The sequence below is a fragment of the Plantibacter sp. T3 genome, assembly GCF_902506515.1.
GTDB classification, from domain to species: Bacteria; Actinomycetota; Actinomycetes; order Actinomycetales; family Microbacteriaceae; genus Plantibacter; species Plantibacter auratus.
Window position 1 is genome coordinate 485,330 of the sequence record NZ_LR733286.1, and the last position, 23,148, is coordinate 508,477.

Annotated in this window: 25 protein-coding genes and 1 pseudogene; 14 read left to right on the top strand and 12 right to left on the bottom strand. The window is 70.0% G+C overall.

Going from position 1 to position 23,148, the window contains the following annotated elements:
• The first annotated feature begins 17 nt into the window (after nucleotides 1-17).
• The 5 genes from GV015_RS02390 (at nucleotide 18) to GV015_RS19090 (ending at nucleotide 5,087) form a co-directional block, all read left to right on the top strand.
• Nucleotides 18-758, top strand: coding sequence for a FadR/GntR family transcriptional regulator (locus GV015_RS02390; RefSeq protein WP_159876315.1), 741 nt, complete (start codon nucleotides 18-20; stop codon nucleotides 756-758).
• Nucleotides 759-848: 90 nt separating this feature from the next.
• Nucleotides 849-1,793: a hypothetical protein gene (locus GV015_RS02395; RefSeq protein WP_159876317.1), complete on the top strand. Its 945-nt coding sequence runs from the start codon at nucleotides 849-851 to the stop codon at nucleotides 1,791-1,793.
• 124 nt (nucleotides 1,794-1,917) lie between these two features.
• Complete coding sequence (locus GV015_RS02400) at nucleotides 1,918-3,552, top strand: chromosome partitioning protein ParA (RefSeq protein ID WP_159876319.1); 1,635 nt, start codon at nucleotides 1,918-1,920, stop codon at nucleotides 3,550-3,552.
• Between the two features lie 7 nt (nucleotides 3,553-3,559).
• Entirely contained in the window at nucleotides 3,560-4,420 is an 861-nt protein-coding gene (locus GV015_RS02405) for a helix-turn-helix transcriptional regulator (protein ID WP_159876321.1), read from the top strand.
• Nucleotides 4,421-4,517: 97 nt separating this feature from the next.
• On the top strand, nucleotides 4,518-5,087 hold the full coding sequence (locus GV015_RS19090) for a hypothetical protein (protein WP_159876324.1): 570 nt from the start codon (nucleotides 4,518-4,520) through the stop codon (nucleotides 5,085-5,087).
• 38 nt (nucleotides 5,088-5,125) lie between these two features.
• Here the strand turns inward: GV015_RS19090 and GV015_RS02415 are convergent.
• Nucleotides 5,126-5,947: pseudogene (locus tag GV015_RS02415) on the bottom strand (helix-turn-helix transcriptional regulator); the annotation flags it as partial.
• 184 nt (nucleotides 5,948-6,131) lie between these two features.
• On the opposite strand from GV015_RS02415, the gene GV015_RS02420 reads away from it, so the two are divergent.
• From GV015_RS02420 to GV015_RS02440, 5 genes are all read left to right on the top strand, one after another.
• Complete coding sequence (locus GV015_RS02420; protein ID WP_159876328.1) at nucleotides 6,132-6,677, top strand: hypothetical protein; 546 nt, start codon at nucleotides 6,132-6,134, stop codon at nucleotides 6,675-6,677.
• A gap of 126 nt (nucleotides 6,678-6,803) precedes the next feature.
• Nucleotides 6,804-8,021 (top strand): cupin domain-containing protein, encoded by a 1,218-nt coding sequence (locus GV015_RS02425; protein WP_159876330.1) that lies wholly within the window; start codon nucleotides 6,804-6,806, stop codon nucleotides 8,019-8,021.
• Nucleotides 8,022-8,116: 95 nt separating this feature from the next.
• Nucleotides 8,117-9,016 carry a helix-turn-helix domain-containing protein gene (locus GV015_RS02430; RefSeq protein WP_159876332.1) on the top strand — a complete coding sequence of 300 codons (900 nt, stop codon included), beginning with the start codon at nucleotides 8,117-8,119 and terminating at the stop codon, nucleotides 9,014-9,016.
• Between the two features lie 8 nt (nucleotides 9,017-9,024).
• Nucleotides 9,025-10,092 carry a Dyp-type peroxidase gene (locus GV015_RS02435; RefSeq protein ID WP_201299333.1) on the top strand — a complete coding sequence of 356 codons (1,068 nt, stop codon included), beginning with the start codon at nucleotides 9,025-9,027 and terminating at the stop codon, nucleotides 10,090-10,092.
• Between the two features lie 2 nt (nucleotides 10,093-10,094).
• Nucleotides 10,095-10,898 (top strand): family 1 encapsulin nanocompartment shell protein, encoded by an 804-nt coding sequence (locus GV015_RS02440; RefSeq protein ID WP_159876334.1) that lies wholly within the window; start codon nucleotides 10,095-10,097, stop codon nucleotides 10,896-10,898.
• On the opposite strand, the gene GV015_RS02445 is transcribed toward GV015_RS02440, so the two are convergent.
• A complete protein-coding gene (locus GV015_RS02445; RefSeq protein WP_159876336.1) occupies nucleotides 10,895-11,974 on the bottom strand; it encodes a GlxA family transcriptional regulator in 1,080 nt (359 codons plus the stop codon). The genes GV015_RS02440 and GV015_RS02445 overlap by 4 nt on opposite strands.
• Nucleotides 11,975-12,148: 174 nt before the next feature.
• Between GV015_RS02445 and GV015_RS02450 the strand changes: the two genes are divergently transcribed.
• Both GV015_RS02450 and GV015_RS02455 read left to right on the top strand, forming a co-directional pair.
• Complete coding sequence (locus GV015_RS02450) at nucleotides 12,149-12,964, top strand: SDR family NAD(P)-dependent oxidoreductase (protein WP_199862340.1); 816 nt, start codon at nucleotides 12,149-12,151, stop codon at nucleotides 12,962-12,964.
• A gap of 31 nt (nucleotides 12,965-12,995) precedes the next feature.
• The gene (locus GV015_RS02455; protein ID WP_159876338.1) at nucleotides 12,996-14,216 is read left to right on the top strand and encodes an MFS transporter; all 1,221 of its coding nucleotides are present in this window, start codon (nucleotides 12,996-12,998) and stop codon (nucleotides 14,214-14,216) included.
• A 40-nt stretch (nucleotides 14,217-14,256) separates the two neighbouring features.
• On the opposite strand, the gene GV015_RS02460 is transcribed toward GV015_RS02455, so the two are convergent.
• The 8 genes from GV015_RS02460 to GV015_RS02495 all read right to left on the bottom strand — a co-directional run bounded on the left by GV015_RS02460 (nucleotide 14,257) and on the right by GV015_RS02495 (nucleotide 19,374).
• Complete coding sequence (locus GV015_RS02460; RefSeq protein WP_159876340.1) at nucleotides 14,257-15,516, bottom strand: FAD-dependent oxidoreductase; 1,260 nt, start codon at nucleotides 15,514-15,516, stop codon at nucleotides 14,257-14,259.
• Nucleotides 15,513-15,866, bottom strand: coding sequence for a UBP-type zinc finger domain-containing protein (locus tag GV015_RS02465; protein WP_079704193.1), 354 nt, complete (start codon nucleotides 15,864-15,866; stop codon nucleotides 15,513-15,515). The genes GV015_RS02460 and GV015_RS02465 overlap by 4 nt, the downstream gene beginning before the upstream one ends.
• 27 nt (nucleotides 15,867-15,893) lie before the next feature.
• Nucleotides 15,894-17,033 carry an FAD-dependent monooxygenase gene (locus GV015_RS02470; RefSeq protein ID WP_159876342.1) on the bottom strand — a complete coding sequence of 380 codons (1,140 nt, stop codon included), beginning with the start codon at nucleotides 17,031-17,033 and terminating at the stop codon, nucleotides 15,894-15,896.
• A 119-nt stretch (nucleotides 17,034-17,152) separates the two neighbouring features.
• Nucleotides 17,153-17,479: a transcriptional regulator gene (locus GV015_RS02475; protein ID WP_159876344.1), complete on the bottom strand. Its 327-nt coding sequence runs from the start codon at nucleotides 17,477-17,479 to the stop codon at nucleotides 17,153-17,155.
• Nucleotides 17,472-17,915 carry a hypothetical protein gene (locus tag GV015_RS02480; RefSeq protein WP_159876346.1) on the bottom strand — a complete coding sequence of 148 codons (444 nt, stop codon included), beginning with the start codon at nucleotides 17,913-17,915 and terminating at the stop codon, nucleotides 17,472-17,474. The genes GV015_RS02475 and GV015_RS02480 overlap by 8 nt, the downstream gene beginning before the upstream one ends.
• Before the next feature lie 134 nt (nucleotides 17,916-18,049).
• Nucleotides 18,050-18,466 carry a MerR family transcriptional regulator gene (locus tag GV015_RS02485; protein WP_159876348.1) on the bottom strand — a complete coding sequence of 139 codons (417 nt, stop codon included), beginning with the start codon at nucleotides 18,464-18,466 and terminating at the stop codon, nucleotides 18,050-18,052.
• Nucleotides 18,467-18,475: 9 nt separating this feature from the next.
• Complete coding sequence (locus GV015_RS02490; RefSeq protein ID WP_159876350.1) at nucleotides 18,476-18,892, bottom strand: hypothetical protein; 417 nt, start codon at nucleotides 18,890-18,892, stop codon at nucleotides 18,476-18,478.
• A 167-nt stretch (nucleotides 18,893-19,059) separates the two neighbouring features.
• A complete protein-coding gene (locus GV015_RS02495) occupies nucleotides 19,060-19,374 on the bottom strand; it encodes a helix-turn-helix transcriptional regulator (protein ID WP_079704198.1) in 315 nt (104 codons plus the stop codon).
• Between the two features lie 85 nt (nucleotides 19,375-19,459).
• On the opposite strand from GV015_RS02495, the gene GV015_RS02500 reads away from it, so the two are divergent.
• Nucleotides 19,460-20,509 (top strand): SDR family oxidoreductase, encoded by a 1,050-nt coding sequence (locus GV015_RS02500; protein WP_159876352.1) that lies wholly within the window; start codon nucleotides 19,460-19,462, stop codon nucleotides 20,507-20,509.
• A gap of 14 nt (nucleotides 20,510-20,523) precedes the next feature.
• Here GV015_RS02500 and bla read toward each other — a convergent pair whose 3' ends face one another.
• Together bla and GV015_RS02510 are read right to left on the bottom strand one after the other, a co-directional pair.
• A complete protein-coding gene (gene bla, locus GV015_RS02505; RefSeq protein ID WP_159876354.1) occupies nucleotides 20,524-21,462 on the bottom strand; it encodes a class A beta-lactamase in 939 nt (312 codons plus the stop codon).
• On the bottom strand, nucleotides 21,459-21,866 hold the full coding sequence (locus tag GV015_RS02510) for an SRPBCC family protein (RefSeq protein ID WP_201299334.1): 408 nt from the start codon (nucleotides 21,864-21,866) through the stop codon (nucleotides 21,459-21,461). The genes bla and GV015_RS02510 overlap by 4 nt, the downstream gene beginning before the upstream one ends.
• 123 nt (nucleotides 21,867-21,989) lie before the next feature.
• On the opposite strand from GV015_RS02510, the gene GV015_RS02515 reads away from it, so the two are divergent.
• Nucleotides 21,990-23,060, top strand: a complete 1,071-nt coding sequence (locus GV015_RS02515) for a S41 family peptidase (RefSeq protein ID WP_159876356.1) — start codon at nucleotides 21,990-21,992, stop codon at nucleotides 23,058-23,060.
• Nucleotides 23,061-23,148 lie beyond the last annotated feature (88 nt).

The window sequence follows — 23,148 nt, forward strand, 5'->3', positions numbered from 1 at the left end:
GACGAGACGAGGGTGCCATGGATCTGGGTTCGCCCTCACTCGGAGCGATCCGACGCACGACCGCCGTCGACACCGTCCGCGCGCGGATCTCGCTGGCGCTGGAGGTCGGGATGCTGGTGCCCGGCCAACGGCTCCCGGCACCCGAGGAAGCGGCTCGAGCGTTCGGGGTCAGCGAGATGTCGGTGCGGCGCGCGTATCGGGCGTTGAGCGACGAGGGCGTCGTGGTCCGGCGGCAGGGCAACACGGGCGGAACGTTCATCGCGGATGCACCCGCGGTGGGCACCGTGCCCGAGATCGCCGCCTACCGCGAGGACGCCGTCCACGTGCACACGCTCATCGACCAGCGCGCGACGCTCGAAGCCGGGCTGGCGGCGCTCGCAGCCACCGAACCGGAGGCGTCGTCCCTGCATCGACTCGACGACCTCGTGACGACCATGCGGACGGAGCCGGACTGGAGCCGGTTCCGCGAGGCCGACGCCGCGTTCCACGCCGAGCTGGCGGTGTCGGCGGGCGTGCCGGGCGCGGCCGACCTCCATCACCGCGTGTCCCGCGAGCTGTACTCCTACTTCATCCCCTACCGGATCGAGTACCTGCGCGCGTCGAACGAGGAGCATGCCCAGCTCGTCGACGCCCTCCGCATCGGCGATGCGGCAGCAGCGAGTCGCCTCGCCTTCGACCACGTCGCGGAGCTCCACCGCTCGATGTACGTCGGCCTCGCGGGCCCTGGAGCGATCGAGAGTGCGCAATCCGCTCTCTGAACCGCTCGGCAACGACCGAACGCGCACTCTCGGTGGGCACTCTGTGGAGAGCGACAGCGAGCGTCCGAGTGAGGTCGGCACGATGGGTCGATGTCCCGCCATCGCCCGCTCCCGCCACGGCTCCGCGGCACGGCGTTCGCGGTCGGCGACCGCGCGCTGCACGGCGAGACGAACGGGAGACTGCGCGGCAGTGATCTCGAGGCACCGTTCTGGGGTGTGCGCTCGGTCGACGTCGACCTGGGTAACGTCTTCGGGCGCTGCGCGGCGTTCTCCCCTCGGCTCCGACCAGGGTGGGTCTTCAGCCATCTCACTGCGGCGGCGCTCCTCGGCGCCCCGCTTCCGAACTCCTGCAAGCAGGCCACGGACCTCCACATCGGCGCGCTTCACGGAGTGCAACCCGCGCGTGGCCGAGGCGTCGTCGGTCACCGGCTTGCCGAGGCGACCCGCACGACACAGGTCCGAGGCTTCACCCTCACCGCCCCGGCCGACACGTTCGCGCTCCTGGCGACGATGCTCGAGCTGCCCGACCTCGTCGCTGTCGGCGACTTCCTCGTATCGGGGTCGCGATCTCGAGGCGGCTCGCGCGTCGACATACACACGACGATCGACGAACTCACTGCTGCTGTAACCACCTACGGCTCTCGTCGGTCGGCTCTGCTTCTCCGCGCTGCCCTGCCACTCGTCCGTATCGGCGTCGACTCCCGTCCCGAGACACACTTACGACTCGCGCTCATCGACGCGGGCATCCCCGAGCCGAGCGTCAATCCACCCGTGCAGGTGGACGGGGGCACCGCGGTGCTCCATCCGGATCTCGCCGAACCTCGCCTCCGCATCGCGTATGAATACGAAGGCGACCTGCACCGCACCGACCAGCACCGATTTCGCACCGACATCGTTCGCCGGGAGCGGTTCGAGGCAGCAGGGTGGCGGATCGTCCGCGTCACTGCGCACGACCTCTTCGTCGACCGCGCATCATTCATCGCTCGGGTCCGGCGACTTCGGAGGCTCGTCGAAAGTGCCCATCCCGCTCGCTGATGCCGCCTGAGAGCGCAGAACGAGCACTCTCGGCGAGGCGTCACGGCTGGGACCGGAAATCCGACATGCGGCGTACTAAGGCATAGTGGGGACGGGTTCACCCCCGCCGCGAAGGAGTGAGAGCATGATCGACAAGGCCTCGATACAGGACTTCCCGCCGATGACGGCATCGCTGCTGGCGGACAATTCCGGCGTGTTCCGCGTCGGCACCGCCGAGCAGTACCTGACCGCCACCGACGAGGGAACGGCCCGCCGCCAGCTCGTCGAACTGATGCAGGCGGAGGCCCGGAAGTCGGGTCGACCGATCCGCGTGACGGTGACCGACCCGACGAGCGTCACCGTGCTCCTCATCGGTGTCGACGGCGAACTGCAGGAGGAACCGCAGTCCACAGCGCCCGCGCGCACCGCGCAACGGACCACGCCACCGCCCGCTGCCGCGCAACGGGTGCCGCTCATCCAGGCGCCGCCGCCCACGCCCTCGCAGCCGGCACCCGCGCGCCCGGCCCCGGCGCAGCCGCAGACACCGCCCCGTGCCGCGCCCGTCCAGCCGCCGACACCTGCGCCGGTCCCGGCGCAGCCCACGCCGCCGGTCTCCGCCAACCCACAGGCGACCGCGACGCCACAGCCCGTCCCGCCGCAGCGCCCGACCGTGCAGCAGCCCGCGTTCGGCACACCGCCGTTCCAGCCGGTCTCGAACCAGCCGAACGCGCAGCAACCGGTGCCGTCGCAGCGGGCGGTCCCGGTCCAGCAGTCGGTGCAGGCACCGCCGGCCGCGCCCGCGCAGCAGCAGCACCCGGTCCCACAGCAGCAGCAGCAGGCTCCGGGCCAGCCGACCGCCCCGGCTCGACGAGACCTGCGCGATGCACCCTCGTTCCTCGCGCCGCCCACGATCGGCCCGGCGCAGCACGGGCTCGCCGGCCTGCTCAACAAGCTCGGCTTCTCGGTGCCGCCGTCCGCGAGCGAGCGCGCCGAGCGTGACGACGTCCACGCCGTGTCACGCCACTTCCCGAGGCGTCGCACCATCTCCGTCGCGAACCAGAAGGGCGGCGCCAACAAGACGCCGACCGTCGTCAACCTGTCGTCCGTCTTCGCCCGGTACGGCGGTGGCGGCGTCGCGGCCTGGGACAACAACGAGACCATGGGCACGCTCGGCTGGCGGACCGAGCAGGGCGGCCATGATTCGACCGTCCTCGACCTCCTCGCCGCGGCGGGCGACCTCCTCTCGCCCGGCGCCGAGCGAGCCGACCTGTCGCGGTTCGTCCACCACCAGCCCGGCGACAAGTACGAGGTGCTGCGATCCGCGGCCGATGGCGAGCACGTGGTGACCGCCGACGAGGTCGACCTCGTGCATCGCGTCCTCGCGAAGTACTACCGCCTGATCGTCATGGACTCCGGCAACTCGGCCGGTGCCCCCAACTGGCGGCGCATGGTGGAGCTGACCGACCAGCTCGTCATCCCGACCACGACCGTCGAGGACAAGAAGGAGGGCGCGCGGCTCACCCTCACCGCCGTCAGCCGCGTGAGCGAGCGCGGTGCTGAACTCGCGCGCAACGCCGTCGTCATCGTCTCCGAGGCCGAGGCCAAGGACACGTCGATCGCCAACGCATACGCCGAGGACTTCCGACCCTACGTGCGCGACGTGGTCGTCGTCCCCTTCGATCCCGCCTTGAAGAACGGCGTCATCCGTCACGACGCCCTGCGGTCGAGCACGCAGCGGGCGTGGCTCGCAGCGGCAGCCGCGGTGTCGCGCGGACTCTGACCGGGCCATGACGCAGGGAGCATCGGAGACCGGCATCACGCGGGCGGCCGCGCTCGGCGACTACCTCAGGGCTCGTCGAGGACTGGTCCGACCGGAGGACGCGGGGTTCGTCCCGGAGGACGGGCGGCGGGTCGCCGGACTCCGACGCACCGAGGTGGCAGCCCTCGCGGACGTCAGCGCCGACTACTACCTCCGCCTCGAGCAGGGGCGGGATCAGCGCCCGTCCGAGGAGGTGCTGGCGGGCATCGGTCGGGCCCTTCGACTCGACGAGCACGCCGTGGACTACCTCTTCCGGCTCGCCTACGACGTCGACCTCTTCCCGGCCGAGCGCCGACCGTTGGACGCCGGCACGCCCGCACCGGCCGGACGATCCGTCCCGGACACGACACTCCTCGACCACTGGTCGGACACCGGGGCGTACATCACCGACGGCAACCGGGACATCGTCGCATCGAACGCGCTCGCGCGACGCATCGGCGGCGGCCTCCTCGACGTCGGGCGGAACGACGTGCTCGGGTACTTCGACGATCGGGTGCGGTCCATCGCCCCGGAGTGGGAGGTGAGCGCCCCGGCCGTGGTCGCAGCGCTCCGCTACAGCAGCGATCCGAGCAGCCCTCGGTTGCAGACGATCGTCGAGGAGCTCACCGCTCGCAGTCCGCTGTTCGCCCGACTCTGGGCTCGCCATGACGCCCGTCCCCTCGCCGGCGGTCCACTTCGGGCCTCGATCGACGAGTTCGGGACCGTCGAGCTGCAGTATCAGCACCTCCTCGTCCCCGACTGGCCCGGTCATCAGTTGACGACGGTCTTCGCAGAGCGCGGCTCCCCAGGGGCCGCGGTGCTCGCCTACCTCGCCGCCCGGGCCGACTGACCGCCATCCGGAGCGATGACCGGCGCACGCTGACCGAGGTGGGCCGGCGGGCACCGGAGGGGTAGCCGACGGCGGTCGCAGCGCCTACCGTGGACGCATGATCGCGAACGAGGGCGTGCGTGAGCGCCGGGACCGGATCAGGGACTTCATCGACTCGTGGCGAGAGGTACCCGTGGTCCTCTGCGACCGCACGCTGGATGTCCTCGAGGCGAATCCGGCGGCGGCACGCTTGACGCCGGCGTTCCACACCGGCGTCAACCTGGCGCGCTTCGCGTTCCTCTCCCCCGACCGGGTCGTCGGCGATCCGCTGTGGACCCGGATGTCCGAGACCACCGCGGAGCTCCTCAAGCGGTCGGTCGAGGAGCACGATACGGATCGCCCGGCGGCTCGGATCATCGGCGAACTCTCCGCGAAGTCGCGCGACTTCGCCCAGACCTGGGCCTCGGGCGACGGGCACTCCGGGACGTCGGGCCCCATCGTCTTCCCCACGCCGGCCGGGGAGGTTCGGATGGTCTACAACGTCTTGAACGCGCCCGGGCCCGAGGGCGACCTGCTGCTGGTCTTCGTCCCGTCGGGAGCATCGTCCCGGGCGCGGCTGAAGCGGCTGTCCGAGGCGGTCTCGCCGGACGAGCCCTCCACCTCGAGCGATCCGGTGCCCTCCCGCTGAAGCTCGTCCCGAGCTGCGAGGTAGGCGATCGCCGCCGCCGCAGCTGAGCCTGGCTCGTCGAAGAACACCGTGAGGAACTGGTCCGTGTGCGGGACCTCGAAGGTCTGCGCCCGGAAGTCGACCCAGCCGAGCGGCTCGATGAACGTGCGCGTCCGCCGGGACATCTGCGGTTTGACGAGGTGTTCCGCCCAGATCGTCCGGAACACCGGGTGCCGTGCCGAAAGCATCCCGACGATCTCCTGAAGGCGAGGATCGTCCGGGCGGCCGTAGTAGCGGAGCGGGGCGGTGAGGTCGCGGAGGGTCCCTTCCCACTCCCGGTGCATGCGCTCGTACTCAGGTGCGTCGGGCGCCGTGGCGCCTCGGAAGTCGGCGTACTGCTCGAAGGCCGAGACGAGTAGGTTGACCCCGGGGTCGAGCATGCCCGGCGGCACCCACGCCCTCGCGAGCGCGTTCGCGGCGACGACGTACTGATTGCCGTCGCTCACATACGCGGGCGTACCGGACCAGTGCGCGAGGAGCCGGGCGACCCGGTCGTCGAGTTGCGTCGACCGGTCGTCGACCGCGCGCATGAACGGCCTCGGACTCGCCAACCGGAGCAGGTATCGGCGTCCACTGTCGTCCAGGAGCAGGGCACGGGCGAGGCCGAGGAGGACCTGCTCCGACGGCCGCTGCACACGACCCTGCTCGATCCGCAGGTAGTACTCGGGGCTGATGCTCGCAAGGTGCGCGACCTCCTCGCGACGCAGGCCCGGCACCCGTCGGGAGGCATCGGCGCCGATGCCGACCTGCTCTGGCCGCACGAACTCCCGGCGCGCGCGGAGGAACTCGCCGAGAGCATTCGAAAGCCGAGTTGGTGACATCGCCGCGTCCTCCGGAGAGCGAGTGGGATCGACGCCAATCCTCCCCTAGCAAGCTCGTCCGTATGCATCCTTCCGCGGCCGATCATGGGTCGTTTCTGGACATGTCGACCGACGATCGGTCGTTCGCTGAGCCTGACCCTGCGCGTCCCACCCGGTCGCCGCCCGACGTCACTATCGTGGTCGCATGGTTGAGCGCGGACCCGCCGATCGGCTCCCTCAGGACCTGGTCGATCTCGTCGACTCCTGGTCGACCGTCCCCGCGTTCGTCCATGACCGCCACTTCACGGTGCTGCACGCCAACCACCTCGCCCAGGCGTTGTCGCAGGCCTTCCTCCCAGGAGCCAACCTGCTGCGCTCGACCTTCCTCCGCCCGGAGGTCCTTCGGGCGAGTCCCGATCCCGGCCTCGTCACCGAGCATGTGGTGGGCGAACTCCGGAGGTCGCTCGGCACCCACGAGTGGGACGCGATCTTCGAGGGCCTCGTGGACGAACTCCGCTCCGGGAACAGCCGCTTCGCCGAGGCCTGGGCCGGGCTGGAGCCGGGCTTCCGACCCGATGCGGCCGAGTCGTTCACCTTCGACCGTCCGGATCTCGGGCGTCTCGAGCTGCGCTACCTCCAGTTGGAGGTCCCCGAACACTTCGGCGTGAGTCTCGTGGTCTGGCGAGCGTGCGACGAGGCTTCGGCACGGCTGCTCGCGGTCCTCGCCGGGCAGTCCCCCGACCGGACCTGACGAGCGGGCCGCCACGATCCGACCGCCGACGGGCACCATCTCGTCATCCGTCGGAAGGGTTGTCGTGCCGTCCCTGCTGGGCTGGAGACGATCCAGGCCGCAGGGCGGCGGAGCGAGGAGGACACCATGGATTCGACGGACGACACCGTCCCGCACCACGAGACCCCGAGTCTGGGCAACCCGGATCTTCCGGCGGAGGGCGAGGTGAACACGTTCCGCCACCCGCAGAGCACGCAGATGACCGGCCCGCAGAACCCGGCAGTCGCAAGCCAGTTCCCGAACCAGATCGACGCTCCGGGAACCGACATCAGTACGCAGGCGTTCTTCTGGTCGTCGTTCAACATCTCGCCTCGCCGCGTGCAGGACGGTGGGTGGGCGCGCGAGGTGACGAAGCAGGACTTCGCAATCTCCGACGAGATCGCCGGCGTGAACATGTACCTCGAGTCAGGCGGCATCCGCGAGCTCCACTGGCACCAGACGGCCGAGTGGGCCGTCATGACCCGCGGCAGGTGCCGGGTCACCACCCTCAGCCGATCCGGGATGCCCAGCGTCGAGGACGTGGAGGAAGGCGATCTGTGGTTCTTCCCCGCCGGGACGCCGCACTCCCTGCAGGGGCTGGGTCCCGACGGCGCCGAGTTCGTGCTCGCGTTCGACGACGGCGACCAGTCGGAGTCCAACACCCTGCTGCTCACGGACTGGTTCGCCCACACGCCGCCGGACGTGCTGGCGAAGAACTTCGGGGTAGCCCAGGAGACCTTCGCGGACATCCCGCTCCACAACCTCTGGATCTTCCCCGGCGACGAGCCCGGCCCGCTCGCCAAGGACCAGGAGGACGCCGGTGTCGAGTGGGGAGCGTCGGAACCGATCATCTTCCGACTGTCGCGGTCCAAGCCACTCCACCGGAACAGCGGCGGGAGCATCCAGATCGCGGACAGCACCAACTTCCCGCTGTCGCAGTCGGTCGCCGCAGCGCTCGTGACGGTGGAACCCGGGTCGATGCGCGAGCTGCACTGGCATCCCAACGCCGACGAGTGGCAGTACTACCTCCGCGGATCCGCCAGGATGACCGTGTTCAACACCGGACCCCACGCGAACACGACCGACTTCCGCCCCGGCGACATCGGCGTCGTGAAGAAGAACCTCGGACACTACGTGGAGAACACCGGCGACGACGTGCTCCAGTTCCTCGAGGTGTTCCGCACGGACCGCTACGAGGAGGTCTCCCTCGCGAACTGGCTGGCGCACGTGCCGCCGTCGCTCGTCGCCGCACACCTGAACATCGACGAGGCGACCCTGGCGACCTTCCCCCGGGAAGCGCAGGGGATCACGCCGCTGCGTCCGTGATACGGGCAGGGTGGCTCTCGGCGGGCCACGCTCGCCCAGGGCCATCCGTCCTAGCTTGAGCGGGACACCACTCGTTCAACCGCGCGGAGGCACCGATGAACAGCGAACGCAGCACGATCGAACCGGCCGAGGGCTCCTGGTCCATCTCGGACGACCGGGCGTTCGTCCTCATCGACATGCTCAGCGACCACCGCGATCGTCGGCGCCACGCGCTCAGGACCGCGCGTGCGAGGCGCTGGCTCGACTCCTACGGTGAGGTGGTCGTGCGTTCGGTGCTGCTCGGGACCACGAGCACGATGGAACGGGACGAGTATGCGCGGGCTCTCCGTCACGACGGCCGCGACCACACGCTCGTCCTCGATCACGTCGGCGGCTTCGTCCTCGTGACCTCCGAACGACGCGCCGCCTCGCCCGTCGACGAGTGGGTCCGCTCCGTCGCGCCGGCCGGTGTCCGCATCTCCGCGATCGGTTCGGCCGTGCTGCACGCGGACGAGGACGACCTGCTCGGCGTCGTCGACGAGGCCCGCACCGCGGCCGAGATCGTCGGTCAGGTCGGAGACGCGCTCGGGTCGACCCGCGCGGAGGATCTCGGCGGCTGGCGACTCCTGCACGCGATCGGCGGCGGGCCGCAGCTCGTGACCTCGGCGTCGCCGGCGGCCGACGAGCTCTGGCACGCGGATCCCGTGCGTCGGGAGACGGTGGAGACCTACCTCGACTCCGGATGCAACGTCGTCGTCGCGTGCGAGCGGCTCCACATCCACCGCACGACGCTCTACTACCGGCTCGACACCATGCCGGAGGTCGTGCGCGACGCGCTGGCCGACGGCTTGAAGCGGAGCACGCTGCACCTGTCGCTGAAGCTGCTCCGCCTCTGGAACGACGTCCCCACCGCGTCGGAGCGGTCGTCCGCGTCCAGCCGACGCCGACGCGTTTCGGAGACCCGTACCGTCGCCCCGGTGCGGCAGCTGCACCCGCAGACCGCTGGCACCGAGTAGAGGTCGACGTGACCAGTTCAGCACGACGCGTCCCGATCGAGCCTCAGGCCGTGGACGCGCCGCTCAGCGGGACCGCCGTCTTCCTCGTGCTCACGGTGGGCGACGCGGTCGGCGCGATCGACACCGTCCGCAGCACCCTGGCGGGTGTCACCGATGTCCTGAAGAACGTCGCCTTCCGCGACCTCGACGCCGCCCTGTCCTGCACCGTCGGGATCGGCGCGCGCGTCTGGAGTGAGCTCACGCGCGGTCCCGCACCGAGGGAGCTTCATGTCTTCCCCGCGGTCGTCGGCGACCGGCACACCGCGCCCTCCACGCCCGGCGACGTCCTGCTCCACATCCGCGCTGCGAGACGCGACATGTGCTTCGAGTTCGAGCGGCAGCTCCTGGACCTGCTCGGCGACGCCGTCGAGGTCGTGGACGAGACGGTCGGCTTCCGGTACTTCGACGTCCGCGACCTGCTCGGCTTCGTCGACGGCACGGCGAACCCCGTCGGGCAGGACCTTCCCGACGCCACGCTCGTCGGTGACGAGGACCCGGCCTTCGCCGGTGGCAGCTACGTCGTGGTGCAGAAGTACACGCATCCGCTCGACCGCTGGCGCGCGCTCACCACGGAACAGCAGGAGGCGATCATCGGCCGCACGAAGGCCGACAACGTCGAACTCGACGATGCGGAGACCGGCCAGAAGTCGCACAAGACCCTGTCCACGATCGTCGTCGACGGTGCCGAGCACGACATCCTCCGCGACAACATGCCGTTCGGGAGCCCGGCCGGCGGCGAGTTCGGCACCTACTTCATCGGGTACGCCCGACGGCTCTGGGTCATCGAGCGGATGCTCGAGCGCATGTTCATCGGTGACCCACCGGGACTCCACGACCGACTCCTCGACTTCTCGACCGCCCGGACCGGCTCCGTGTTCTTCGCTCCGAGCGCCGCGTTCCTCGAGGCGATGGACGACGATCCGGCCCCGTCCGGCCCCGCTGATCCGGCGAGCGCCGTCATCCCTGCCTCGCCGCCCGAGCCCGCCGACGGTTCCCTCGGTCTCGGCTCGCTCCAAACCGCTCCCGAAAGGACGTGACCGTGAACAACCATCTCTTCCGACACCTCGCGCCGATCACCGATGAGACCTGGCAGATGCTCGACGACGAGGCCCGTGCGCGCCTCACCCCGGTACTCGGCGGCCGACGGGTGGTCGACTTCGCCGGCCCGCTGGGTTGGGAGCACTCCTCCACCGACATCGGCCGTGTCGGCGCGGTCGTCGACGCCCCGATGGACGGGGTGATCGCCCGACAGCGTGCGTCGCTGCCCCTGACGGAGGTGCGTGCCGACTTCGCGCTCATGCGCAGCGAGCTGGACAGCGCGGCGAGAGGCGCCCTCGACGTGGACCTCTCCCCGCTCGACGACGCGGTCACCCGCTTGTCCACGGTGGAGAACGCGGCGATCCTGTCCGGCTGGTCCGCGGCCGGGTACACGGGTGCGACGGCTGCCTCGCCGCACCCACGGCTGACACGGGACGACGACCCGACGCGGTTCGCACAGGTGGTCGCCACGGCGGTCGAGACGCTCGCGCGGGCCGGGGTCGGCGGCCCCTACGCCCTGGCCATCGACGCACCGGGCTGGGTGTCGGTCACGGGCGGCAACGACAGCGGTGGTGCGCGGCTGTCCTCGCACATCGAGGCGATCCTCGGCGGGGAGGTCGTCTGGACGCCTGGTATCGAGGGAGCCGTCGTCCTCAGCCGACGTGGCGGCGACTTCCTGTTCGAATCCGGTCAGGACATCGCCCTCGGCTATGCGGCGCACTCGGCCGAGTCGGTGAGCCTGTACCTCGAGGAGAGTTTCAGCTTCCGCGTCGTGACGCCAGAGGCTGCCATCGCGATCCGTTAGCGCGGCGACACGGCTCCGTCGATCGGGTCAGCCAGGCGCGATCGGGTCTGCAGGGACGCCTCGGCCACGCCGACACCCGTCGTGCGGAACCGTCGCTGGTACTCGGAGGGCGTCGTGTTGTACCGTGCCGCGAACGCACGGCGGAAGGCGATCGGGCTGGCGTACCCGGCGGCAGCGGCGACCTGCCCCACCGTGTCCCCGGCCTCCAGCATGCCGAGCGCGACGTCGAGTCGGAGCGAGCCGACGTACTGGATGGGCGTCATGCCCAGCTCGTCCCGGATGACCCGGTTGAGATGGCGGACACCGACGTTCGCGTGTGCGGCGATGTCGGCCAACGATCCCGCCCGGGTCGGATCGCCATGGATGTAGTCCGCGACGGCCTTCGCGATCGAGGTCCGCGCCGGCTTCGCGCGGACGGAGGCGGAGAACTGCGACTGGCCGCCGGACCTGCGCATGTAGACGAGCAGCAACTGCGCGATGGAGCGTGCGACGTCCGCACCGTGGTCCTCCTCCACGATCGCGAGCGCGAGGTCGATCCCGGCGGCGACTCCGGCCGAGGAGTAGGTGTCGCCGTCGCGGACGAAGATCGAGTCGGGGCGGACGTCGATGGAGGGGTAGGCGGTGGCGAGCGCGCCGGTGAACTTCCAGTGGGTCGTCGCCGACTTGCCGTCGAGGAGACCCGTGACCGCGAGGGCGAACGCGCCGCTACAGATCGATGCCACCCGCTCGGCTCGGGCCGCGAGGAGGCGGACCGCACGCTGCACCTCCTCCGGGCGGTACACCTGTGGTGCGGACTCGCTCCCCGGGACGATCACGAGGTCGAGCGGGCCGCTGTCGGCCGCGGCGGCGTCCACGCCGACCCGGAGTCCCATCGAGGTGACCACGTCCTGGCCGTCGTGGGAGAAGAACCGGACGTCGTAGCCGTCGACCCGCTGGTTCGCCTCGGTGAACACCTCGGCGGGGCCCACGAAGTCGAGCGTCTTCACCTGGTCGAACAGGAAGATCCCGACGCGGCGTCGTCGCGTGGGTCCTCCGAGGATGGGCTGTGGTCCTGGCTCCTGCTGGGGCGGGCTCATCCCCACATCCTGCCCGACGAGAGCGCCCCGGCCAACGTCGGATTCGACTTCTGTCGCACCTGCCGCCGACGAACGTCCGAAGACTCCGGCCCGGCGTCGGCGTAGCCTCGGTCGGACCGGCCCGCCGCCTGGGATCCGACCCATCCACTCCACGACGCCCAAGGAGATCCGCTCATGCGACTCGAACGCGCGGGGACCATCCCCCTCGACCTCACCCATCGCACCGCGCTGGTGACCGGCTCGACGAGCGGGATCGGTTACGCCATCGCCGCGCGGCTCGTCGAGGCGGGGGCGGATGTCATCGTCAACGGTCGCGACGCCGATCGCCTCGAGGCCGCTGTCCTGTCACTCGACACCGAATCGGTGGAGTCGGTGCGCGGGATCACGGCCGACGCGACCACCCGGGAGGGAGCTGAACGGCTCGTCGCCGAGGCCGGCCAGGTCGACATCCTCGTCAACAACCTCGGTGTCTTCGAGGCCGTACCGCCGCTGGACATCACCGACGAGCAGTGGCGGGCGATGTTCGACGTGAACGTCCTGTCGGCCGCGAGGCTCACGCGACTCCTCCTCCCCGAGATGACCGAGCGGCGATGGGGTCGTGTCGTCAACATCGCCAGCGACTCCGCCGTGGTCATCCCCGAGGAGATGATCCACTACGGCATGTCGAAGACCGCACTCCTCGCGGTGAGCCGCGGCTTCGCGAAGGCCGCCGCAGGGACGGGCGTGACGGTGAACTCGGTGATCGCCGGCCCCACCCACACGCCGGGCGTGGAGACCTTCGTCCGGCAGCTCGTCGGCGACGAGCTCGAGTGGGACGACGCCCAGCGGGAGTTCATGCGTCTGCATCGCCCGCAGTCGCTGATCGGCCGCCTCCTCGAGCCGATCGAGATCGCCAACCTCGTGGTGTACCTCGCCTCGCCGCTCGCGTCCGGCACCACGGGCGGCGCGCTCCGGGTCGACGGCGGCTACGTCGACTCGATCCTGCCCTGACGTCGACACCGATCGAGAGCCGAGCGACCCGATGACGACCTCCACTGTTTCGACCCGATCCCGCGTCTCCCACGGTGCCGGATTCTGGATCGTCGCCACCACGTTCCTGCTGGTGATGGCCTACTCGACCGTCCCGACCCCGCTGTACGCGCTGTACCAGGCGAGGGACGGGTTCCCCGTCTCGACGATCACCGTCATCTTCGCCGCCTACGCCGTCGGCGTCGTGTTCAGCCTCTTCTTCGTCGGTCACATCAGCGACTGGGTCGGGCGGCGGCGGATGCTGCTCATCGCGATCCTGATCTCGGCGCTGTCGGCAGTGCTGTTCCTCCTGTGGAGCAGCGTCGAGGGGTTGATCGTCGCGCGGGTCGTCAACGGCGTCAGCATCGGTGTGCTCACCGCGACGGCGACCGCGCACCTCGGCGAGCTGCGCGCGGTCGCGCGGCCCGACGAGAACTCGATCGTCGCGGCATCGGTCGCCGGAGCCAGCAACCTGGGCGGTCTCGCCCTCGGACCGCTCATCGGTGGACTCTTCGCCGAGTTCCTCCCGAACCCGCTCGTGCTCCCGCACGCGGTGTTCCTCGTCGCGCTCGTCGTCGCCGCGATCGTCATGGTCTCCGTGCCCGAGACCGTCGAGCAGAGCGAACCACGGAGGCGCTACCGACCACAGCGCCTCGCGGTCCCGGCGTCGTCCCGCGGGGCGTTCATCGCTGCCGGGTTCGGTGCCTTCGCCGGCTTCGCGCTCCTCGGCCTGTTCACCTCACTCGCACCCACCATCCTCATCGGCACCTTCGATGCACCGGACCACCTGCTCGCCGGTGTGACGACCTTCTCCGTGTTCGGAGCCGCCGCGCTCGGTCAGGTGCTGCTCGCTCGACTCCCGTTGCAGCGCCAACTCCTGATCGCGACCGTGAGCTGTGGCATCGGACTCGCCGCGGTCGCCGCGGGGGCGGTCCTGCCGCAGCTGGGGGTCTTCCTCGTCGGCGGTGTGATCGCCGGACTCGGTGTCGGCGTCCTGTTCAAGTCGGCGATCGCGACCGCCGGATCGCTCGCCGATCCCGCCCGCCGGGGCGAGACGCTGTCGCTCGTGTTCCTGATCGCCTACTGCGGCCTCGCACTCCCGGTGCTGGCCATCGGCTTCGCCCTCACCTTCGCTCCGGAGATCAACGTGCTGCTGATCTTCGTCTCGCTCGTACTGGTGACGACGGTGGTCGCCGGTGTCGCGATGACCCGGCGAGCGGCCGGACGCCCCTGACCTGGCCCGGCTGCCGCTGAACGGGCGGTGTCTCTTCGGCCTACCCGAACGTCTCGGCGAGGTGGCGATGGACGAGGGAGACCGCCATCGCCCCCTCACCGACGGCCGACGCGACCCGCTTGATGGAGTTGGCGCGGACGTCACCGGCGGCGAACACGCCGGGCTGGTTCGTCTCGAGGTGCAGGGGCTGACGGCGAAGCGGCCACGCCGACAGCTGCTCCGGCAGCAGGTCGCCTCCGGTGAGCAGGAAGCCGCGCGGGTCCAGCGCGACCGCGGAGTCGCGGGCCCAGGCGGTGTTGGGGCTCCCGCCGATGCAGATAAACAGGCGCGACGCAGGCACGTCGGTCGTCGTCCCCGCCGAGTCGATGGTCAGGCCGCGGAGGCGGTCCTCGCCATGGAGCGCGGTGACCGTCGTGTCCACGAGGATCTCGACATTGGGGGCCGCGAGCAGTCGCCGCAGGAGGTAGGTCGACATCGTCGACGAGAGGGAGTGACCGCGGACGAGGACGGTGACCCGCTCAGCGTGCGCGGCGAGGTTCATCGCCGCCTGGCCCGCCGAGTTAGCGCCACCCACGATGTAGACGTGCTCGCCGACGCACGAGGACGCCTCGCTCGTGCCGGCGCCGTAGTAGACGCCGGAGCCCTCCAGCTCGTCCTCCTTCGCCAAGCCGAGGCGACGCCACTGCACCCCCGTCGCGCAGACGACCGCCCGCGCGGAGAGTCGCGAGCCGTCCGCGAGCTCGGCCTGCATGTGGTGGTCACCGAAGCTCCGGCTCAGGCTGTGACGCATGACGAGCAGTTCGGCGCCGAACGCGATCGCCTGTCGACGAGCCTGTTCCGCGAGGGCCGCACCGGAGATGCCGTGCGCGAAGCCGAGGTAGTTCTCGATGAGACTGCTGGATCCTGCCTGGCCGCCGATGGCATCCCGTTCGACCACGGCGACATCGAGTCCCTCGGACGCCGCATAGACCGCGGCGGAGAGGCCGGCCGGTCCGGCGCCGTAGACGAGCACGTCGTACTCACTGCGTTGCGGTCGCTTGATCCAGCCGAAGTGTTCGGCGATCTGCGCGGGCGTCGGATCGGCGAGCCGGGTGCCGTCAGGGAAGGCGACGACGGGAAGCCGGGCCTCCGCCAGACCCGAACCGAGCTGTGTCCGACAGTCCTCGTCCGTCTCGACGACCACCGTCTGGAACGGGACACCGCTGCGGGTGAGGTAGTCGCGGATCGCGAAGGCCTCGCGACCGAAGGACCGCTCGAACACGAGCAGTGGCGCGATCGCGACCTCCCCGACGACGGTCATGAACCGAGGAGTCGTTCCCACTGGGCGGGGACACGATCGTGCGGCCCGGGGACCGTCTGCGAGCGTGGGTGACTGAGCGGGGGCGCGAGGGTCGGACCGACGAACGACTCCTCCGTGCCGTAGTCGTAGAACCAGTCCTCGCCCGGCTCGTAGCTGCGGATCACGCGATGCCCGGTGGTGGTCGCGTGCTTCGTCGCATGCTTGTTCAGAGAGTCGTCGCAGCATCCGATGTGCCCGCAGAACGTGCAGCGGCGGAGATGCAGCCACCAACTGTCGGTCGCCTCGCACTCGACGCAACCGGGCCCGGACGGCGGGACGTCCGGCTTGATGTACTGCTCGACGTCGTCCATGGTGTTCTCCTCCTGATGAATGTGCGGTCAGAGCTGCAGGGAACGAGCGATGCGACGTCCATAGTCGCTGATCGCCCGCGCGACCGGGAGTCGTTCGGCCTCGTACTGCGCGAGCGCCGCCTCGACACCGAGCCCCAGGTCCAGGCCCGCTGCGAGCGCGAGTGCATCGCCGGCCGCTTTGGCGGCTCCCCTGGCGGTGTGCGGGCGGACCACGGCTGCAGCGTCTCCGAGAAGCACGATGCGACCGCTCGTCATGCGCGGCGGCACGTAGTCGTAGATCGCCTGCATGAATGGGCGCGGCTCGGCTGCCACCGCTGCGGCGAACGGCGGTGGGAGGAGCTGATCCGCCTCGGCGAGGAGTTGTTCGCGGAGCTCGCTCGGCAGGTCGCCGGGCGCGGTCGAGGAGCTCCCGGCCGGCCGGTGCGTCAGCCGCATGAGGTCGGCGAGTTCGTGCTCGGACATGCTGCGGTACCAGACCCAGCTGTAGCGGCGTGCGCCGGGCTCGGTCTCCCCGTCCGCGCCGGGGACGAGGTACCCGAGCATGTGCACCTCGGGACCGGAGTAGAAGGCGAAACGTCCGAGCAAGGTGCGTGCGGCGGCGGCTGGGAGCTCGGCTTCGGGGATGAGGCCGCGCCAGGTGATGTACCCGGCGTACCGGTTGCGGTCGTCGTCGGGGGCGACGGCATGCCTGGTGACGGAACGGAGTCCGTCGGCGCCGACGACGAGGTCGAACTCGTGCAGCTCCCCCGTCGCCGTCTCGACGGTGGCACCCTCGTCGCGGTCGCGCACGGTGGCGACTGCCTGTCCGAGCCGGTACCCCTCGGGCGGGATAAGGCTACGGAAGACCGAGTAGGTGTGGTCCCAGGAGACTTGGATCTGCGGTGTGGGGTCGCTCGTCAGGACCCGGCCGTCTCGAGCGAGGGTGATGCGATCGGTGGCGACCACGCCGACGCGGGCCTCGGCGTCACGGCCCACCGCGTGCAGCAGGTCGTAGAGCTCCTGCTGGGCGACGAGCCCCGCGCCGCGCCGTTCGAGCCCGGTCCGGGACCGCTCGAAGACCGTCACACGATGTCCGCGACGCGTGAGGAGGGAAGCCGCGAACAGGCCACCGAGGGAGCCGCCCACGATCCCGATCGACAGACGCTCTCCAGCAGGTGTCGCTCGCATCGCGCCCCCTTCCGATGGTCTGCTTCCACCGTAGGTCGGGCGGGTCACGCCTCGTTGCGACGTCCGTCGGAAGTCCGGTGCCGAGCCATGAGCGCCGCCCGCCGCTGGAAGACCCCGCGTCACCGACGCGCCCGCTGCACGATGGCATCGAGGGCGTCGAGATAGGAGTCGAAGGCGACCCGGCCCTCCGTCGTGAGTGCGATACGGCGTCCGCGGCGGTCCGCGTCGCTCTTCCCGACCTCGATCACCCCGGCATCGGCGAGCGCCGAGAGGTGCTTCGAGAGCGCCGACTTGCTGACGCCGGTGATGCGCAGGAGCGAGGCGAAGTCGGTGTACTCGGCGGGCGCGAGTGCGGACAGCAGAGCGAGGCGGGCAGGCTCGTGGAAGAGCGGGTTCAGCGCCTGGCGGCTGACCGCGGCATCCTCGGCTGGGTGGTCGTCAGGCATCGCGCGACCCCGACCGTCCGCCGAGCGGCGTGGAGCCGTTCGCGAGGCGCACCAGTGCGGGCAGGCAGACGGCGAACACGACGACGGCTGCGACGACCGCGGACACCGTGTTCGGTACGGAGACGCCTGCGGAACGGGCGATCCACTGGGTCACGACGTAGACCACGGCGACCGCCACGCCGCTCGCGGTGAGCAGCAGTACGCCGGTCCGGTCCGACCAGTCGAGGCGGAGCTTCACCGGGCGCGCGAGGGACAGGGCGACGAACCCGATGGCGACGAGTCCGAGCAGCCAGACCATGTCGAGGTCGACGACGACCCCGAGCGCGGTGATGAGTACCGCGGTGAGGATGGCGGTGGTGAGCGCTCCCTGTCGGGCGGAGCGGCGCGAGGCGTCTCGTGCCTGGTTCAAGCGGTCCTGTGCGTCTTCATGATCCATGATCGACCTCCAGTCGTTGCGTCTGAAGAAACTATCACAGTGTTTCCCCAAAGGAAACAACCAACGTCGAGCTCACTGCGCTCGAGGTCGCGGTGGCGTTGGATGAGAGCGGCGGGAGCTCCGCGGCGACCCCGTCAGGACGACTCAGCCTCCACCACACCGGCGAGGGCACTGACGATCGGGCAGGGTACCGACGGATCGACGCACTGGGCATCGAGCAGATCCGAGATGGCGGAACGCGTCCGTTGCAGGTCGGCGACCTTCTCGTCGATCTCCTGCAGCTTCTGCGCGGCCGCGGCGGCGACGTCACCGGCGGAAGCGCCGCCGCTCCGGGCCGCTTGAGACAGCCGGTCGAAGTCGTGGAGCTCCGCCAGCGTGAACCCGAGCTCCTGGCCGCGACGGAGGAACCGGAGGCGGACGACATCGGTCTCCCGATAGTCGCGATAACCGCCGGTGGTCCGTTCGGGCTCGGCGAGCACACCGGACCGTTCGTAGAACCGGACGGTGGACACCTTCACCTTGGCCAGCCGGGCCAGCTCAGCGATACGCACAAGCCGACCCTAGGCCAAGGCCGCCCGACGAGCCGACAGCATGACGCCGCCCTGGACGACCGCCCACAGCAGCTCGAATACGAGCATCCCGAGGACCAGCAGTGACGCGCCATGCAGCAACGCGGCCCCCATGCCGAGCGAGAAGAGCAACCTCCCGGCTGTGTCGGCCACACCGGCCGCCCACGTCGGGCGCACCAGGCGGAAGGCCGACCAGACCACCACGAGCGAACCCATGAGGTTGGCGAACATCACCGCGAACACGTCTCCAGGGTCGGGAACGACCCCGGGAAGTGCCAGTGCGGAGTGGATGACGCCCAATCCGGCGAACAGCGTCGGTGCGGTGAAGGGTAGGGCGAACCCGGCGGTGACGACCAGGTCGTAGAGAGCGGACAGGCGCACGGTGCGTCGCGCGATCGAGGAAGTCATGTCCTCACTGTCGACCCTGCACCCCGGTGCAAGGTCAAGTCCTACCCCGCACACTCCTGTGAGAGCTCGGTGATGATCCAGTCGGTGCCGGGGCGGTCCTACGGACGCCCGCCCCATCGCGCACGTGCCCCGTTGCGGCCGCAGGCCGCCCCGACGTCCCGCAGCGATCAGAGGTCGAGGGACAGCCGCCGACCGAGCGCTTCTATCGCGGCCTCGTCGCGCTGATAGTGCGACCACTGGCCGATCCGGGTGCACGTCACGAGACCGGCGCGCTGGAGCGTGGCCATGAACTGCGAGGCGGTCGACTGCGACACCTCGGCCCTCGCCTGGATGTGCTTGAGGCATACGCCGACCTCGGCCGCCGGTTGATCCTGCGGCGGGAACGACTCGGGATCCTTCAACCACCCCAGGATGGCCAGGCGCGTCGGGTGACCGAGCGCCTTGAAGACCGCCACCAGGTCCAACTCGTCAGCGTTCGTCATACGTCGACCATATCGCAATATCGCGAATCGACGATGTTGTGCAACACTGTGGATCGGTAAATCGCGATCTAACGATGGAGATGTCATGACACAGCACACAGCGCTGGTGGTCGGAGCCCGTGGAGTGATCGGCGGCAACCTGATCACCCACCTCGAGGGGCTCGGCTGGGACGTGATCGGGTTGTCCCGCCGCGGCGGTACCCACCGGGGATCCGTCAGGCACCTCGCGGTGGACCTGCTCGACCGCGACGCGACCATCCACCAGTTGCGGGGTCTGTCGGAGGTGACGCACCTGTTCTACGCCGCGTACCAGGACCGCCCCAGCTGGGCCGAGCTCGTCGAGCCGAACCTCGCGATGCTCACCAACGTCGTCGATGCCGTCGAACCCGTCGCGCCGGGCCTCGAGCACATCAGCCTGATGCAGGGCTACAAGGTCTACGGCGCGCACCTGGGACCCTTCGCGACACCCGCGAAGGAGTCCGACCCGCCGCACATGCCGCCGGAGTTCAACGTCGACCAGCAGCAGTTCCTCGAGCGCCGCCAGGTCGGGGCGGCCTGGTCATGGTCGGCGTTGCGGCCGTCGGTCGTCGCCGGGATCGGCCTGGGCAACCCGATGAACCTGGCGATGGTCATCGCCGTCTACGCCTCCATGAGCAAGGAGCTCGGCATCCCTCTGCGGTTCCCCGGCAAGCCCGGTGCGTACACGAGCCTGATCGAGATGACGGACGCCGACCTCCTCGCGAAGGCGACGGTGTGGGCGGCGACCACCGAGCACGCCCGCAACGAGGCGTTCAACATCACGAACGGCGACGTGTTCCGCTGGTCGTCGATGTGGCCGAAGATCGCCGCCTTCTTCGACCTCGACGTCGCGCCGCCACTCGAGATGAGCCTCGTCGAGGTGATGGCCGACAAGGAGGCCCTGTGGAACGCGATGGTCGAGCGGCACGGCCTCGCGCCCACCAGCTACGCCGAGGTGTCGTCGTGGGCGTTCGGTGACTTCGTCTTCGCGTGGGACTACGACGTCATCGCCGACACGTCGAAGTCGCGCCGGGCCGGGTTCCACGAGTACGTCGAAACCGAGGCGATGTTCCTCCGCATCTTCCAGGACCTCCGCGATCAGCGACTCATCCCGTAGGCGCAGGAGCCCGGCTACTGCTCGAAGGCGGCGAGCGCGACTCTCGCCGCCTCCGCGACCAACGCGTCGTCGTACTCGGCATCCGGGTCGAGGGTGTTCGTGAGGATGGTCAGGACGATCGGGTCGCCGCCCGGCCGGTCGATGATCGCGATGTCGTTGCGCATCCCACCTGCACCCCCGGACTTGTCGGCCACCTGCCATCCCGCCGGAGCACCTGCCCGGATCAGGGTGTCGCCGGTCGCGTTGCCGCTCATCCAGGCGAGGAGCGTCGCCCGGTCGGCGGACTCCAGGTAGGAGCCGTCGACGAGGCGCGTCAGGTTGTCGGTGAACGCGGCAGGGCTGGTGGTGTCATCGGTGCTGCCCGGTTCGATCACGTTCAGCAGCGGCTCCGCGTTGACGACCTCGGTCACCTCATCGCCGAGCGCGACGAGGGCGGCGTCCAACGCGGCGGGCCCACCGATCCGCGCGAGGACGAGGTTGAGGGCCGTGTTGTCGCTCCGCCGGACGGCGGCCTCGGCGAGCTGCGACAGGGTCAGGCCGGTCTCGACCTGTTCACTCGTCACCGGCGAATAGCCGGCCTCCTCGACATCCTCGGCCGACCAGGTGACGACTTCGTCACGCGCCGAGCCGCGCACCTCGTGGAGGAAGACCGCTGCGGCGAGCGCCTTGATCGTCGAGGCGTACCCGAAGCGCTCGTCCGCGCGGTACGACAGGCGAGCACCGGTCCCGGTGTCGACGGCGCTCACGCCGACGCGCGCGCTGAACTCGGCCTCCAGGGCTTGGAACTCGACGGACCGGTCGGGCATCGACGTGGGCGAGGCCGACGGCGGGGCCGAGACCGGGGAACTCGGTGACATCGAAGGGGACGGAGTAGCGGAGGCGCACCCCACGAGCCCGAACACCAGCCCACCGGCCAGGGCGACGGCGACGACGCCACCAGTGCTGCGCGTCATCGACGAACGCCGGCCTGCCCGGCGACCTGCTGATCGAGGCGCTCGAGGTCCGCCTCGACCATCGCGACGTCACGCGCGAACGCGTCGTCGTCCAGCTCGATCTGGCGCACGGTGAACACCACCTCGGCACCCTCCGGATGGGCCAGGACGCGCACCGGGTTGGTCACGACGGTCCCCGACGGCAGGGTGACGTCGTGGTCGAGCACGCCGAAGCGGTTGCGCTCGACGAACCGGACCTCCACCCGACCCATCGGCGACTCGACGAAGAGTGTGTCGCCCTCGCGGACCACCTCGGCCTGCGCGAGACCGGCCGCCCACCGTTGGAGATTGTCGATGTCGGACGCGTATTCGTAGACGGCGTCCGGCGAAGCGCCGATGACCCGGCTCACATGGTGACTTCTCATGACCGCATCCTGCCACCTCGGTGTGGGATCCATCTGCCACGTCCCGCCTGCGGATGATGCTCCGCGAGCGGGATCGTCCTGCGGGCTGACGATTCGACCATCGACGATTTGTAGCCTGGAGGCATGCCCGGCATTACCCGCAGTCGACCGCCCTTGCCATCACCGGCCCCCATGGAACAGCGACGTCGTCGGCGTCGGCGTGGCCTCATCGCTGCCGTCGTCACGGCATCATTCCTCGCGCTGGTGGTCGGCGGTGCGGTCGTCGCCGCGCCGCTCCTGCGGTCGTGCGGGATCTACCTCGTCCCACCATCGCCGCAGACGTATGCGGAGGTCGCGCTGGATGCGATGCAGCGGGGCGTGAACGCGACGCCAGACCGCTACACGCAAGTGCGGGAGCGGGCTCTGGCCTCAGTCGCGGACGCCTCCGACTATGCCGACACCTACGGGCCGCTCACGAAAGCGGCGGCCGAGCTGGGCGGCCCCCACACCACCTTCAACGATCCTGCGACCGCGGCCGAACTGTTCGGGCCGTCGTCGGGATCGAAAGCGGAGAACGAACTGCCCACCGTCACGAGCGCTGACGGTGTGACGACGATCCGGCTCCCGACACTCATCGGTGGCGGCTCCGGGAGCGACTCCTTCGGCCAGCGATACATCGACACGGCCGTCGACGCGATCACCGCCGCCGCGCCCCAAACGTCGGCATGGGTGGTCGATCTGCGGGACAACCATGGCGGCAACGTGTGGCCGATGCTGGCCGCCGTGGCACCCCTGCTCGACGACGGGACCGTCGAGACCTTCGAGTCCGTCGACAGGTCGACGGTCGTCTCGGTGTCGGGCGGGGGCGTCTCGTCCGACGGCAATCGACAGAGCGCGGCGACGAAGCCGCAGCCGAAGGTGGACGGTCCGATCGCCGTGGTCATCGACGGGGCGACCGGCAGCTCCGCGGAGGCGGTCGCGATCGCCTTCATCGGGCAGTCGGACGTGCGCGTGTTCGGTCAGCCGAGCTACGGCTTCAGCACGGCGAACCAGCCGGTCCGCCTCTACGACGGCGCGGTCGTCAACCTGACGGTCGCCGTCGACGCCGACCGCACGGGCAAGCGCTACGGTGTCCCGATCGAGCCCGACACCGCCGTCGAGGACTTCACGCAGCTACCGGCGGCCATCACGGCTTGGCTCGCGAACCACGACTGAACACGTCGTCCGCCGAAAGTGCCTGTTCTGCTCTTCCGAGCACGCTCAGCGAGCAGAACGAGCACTCTCGGCCGGGCGGAACTGGACG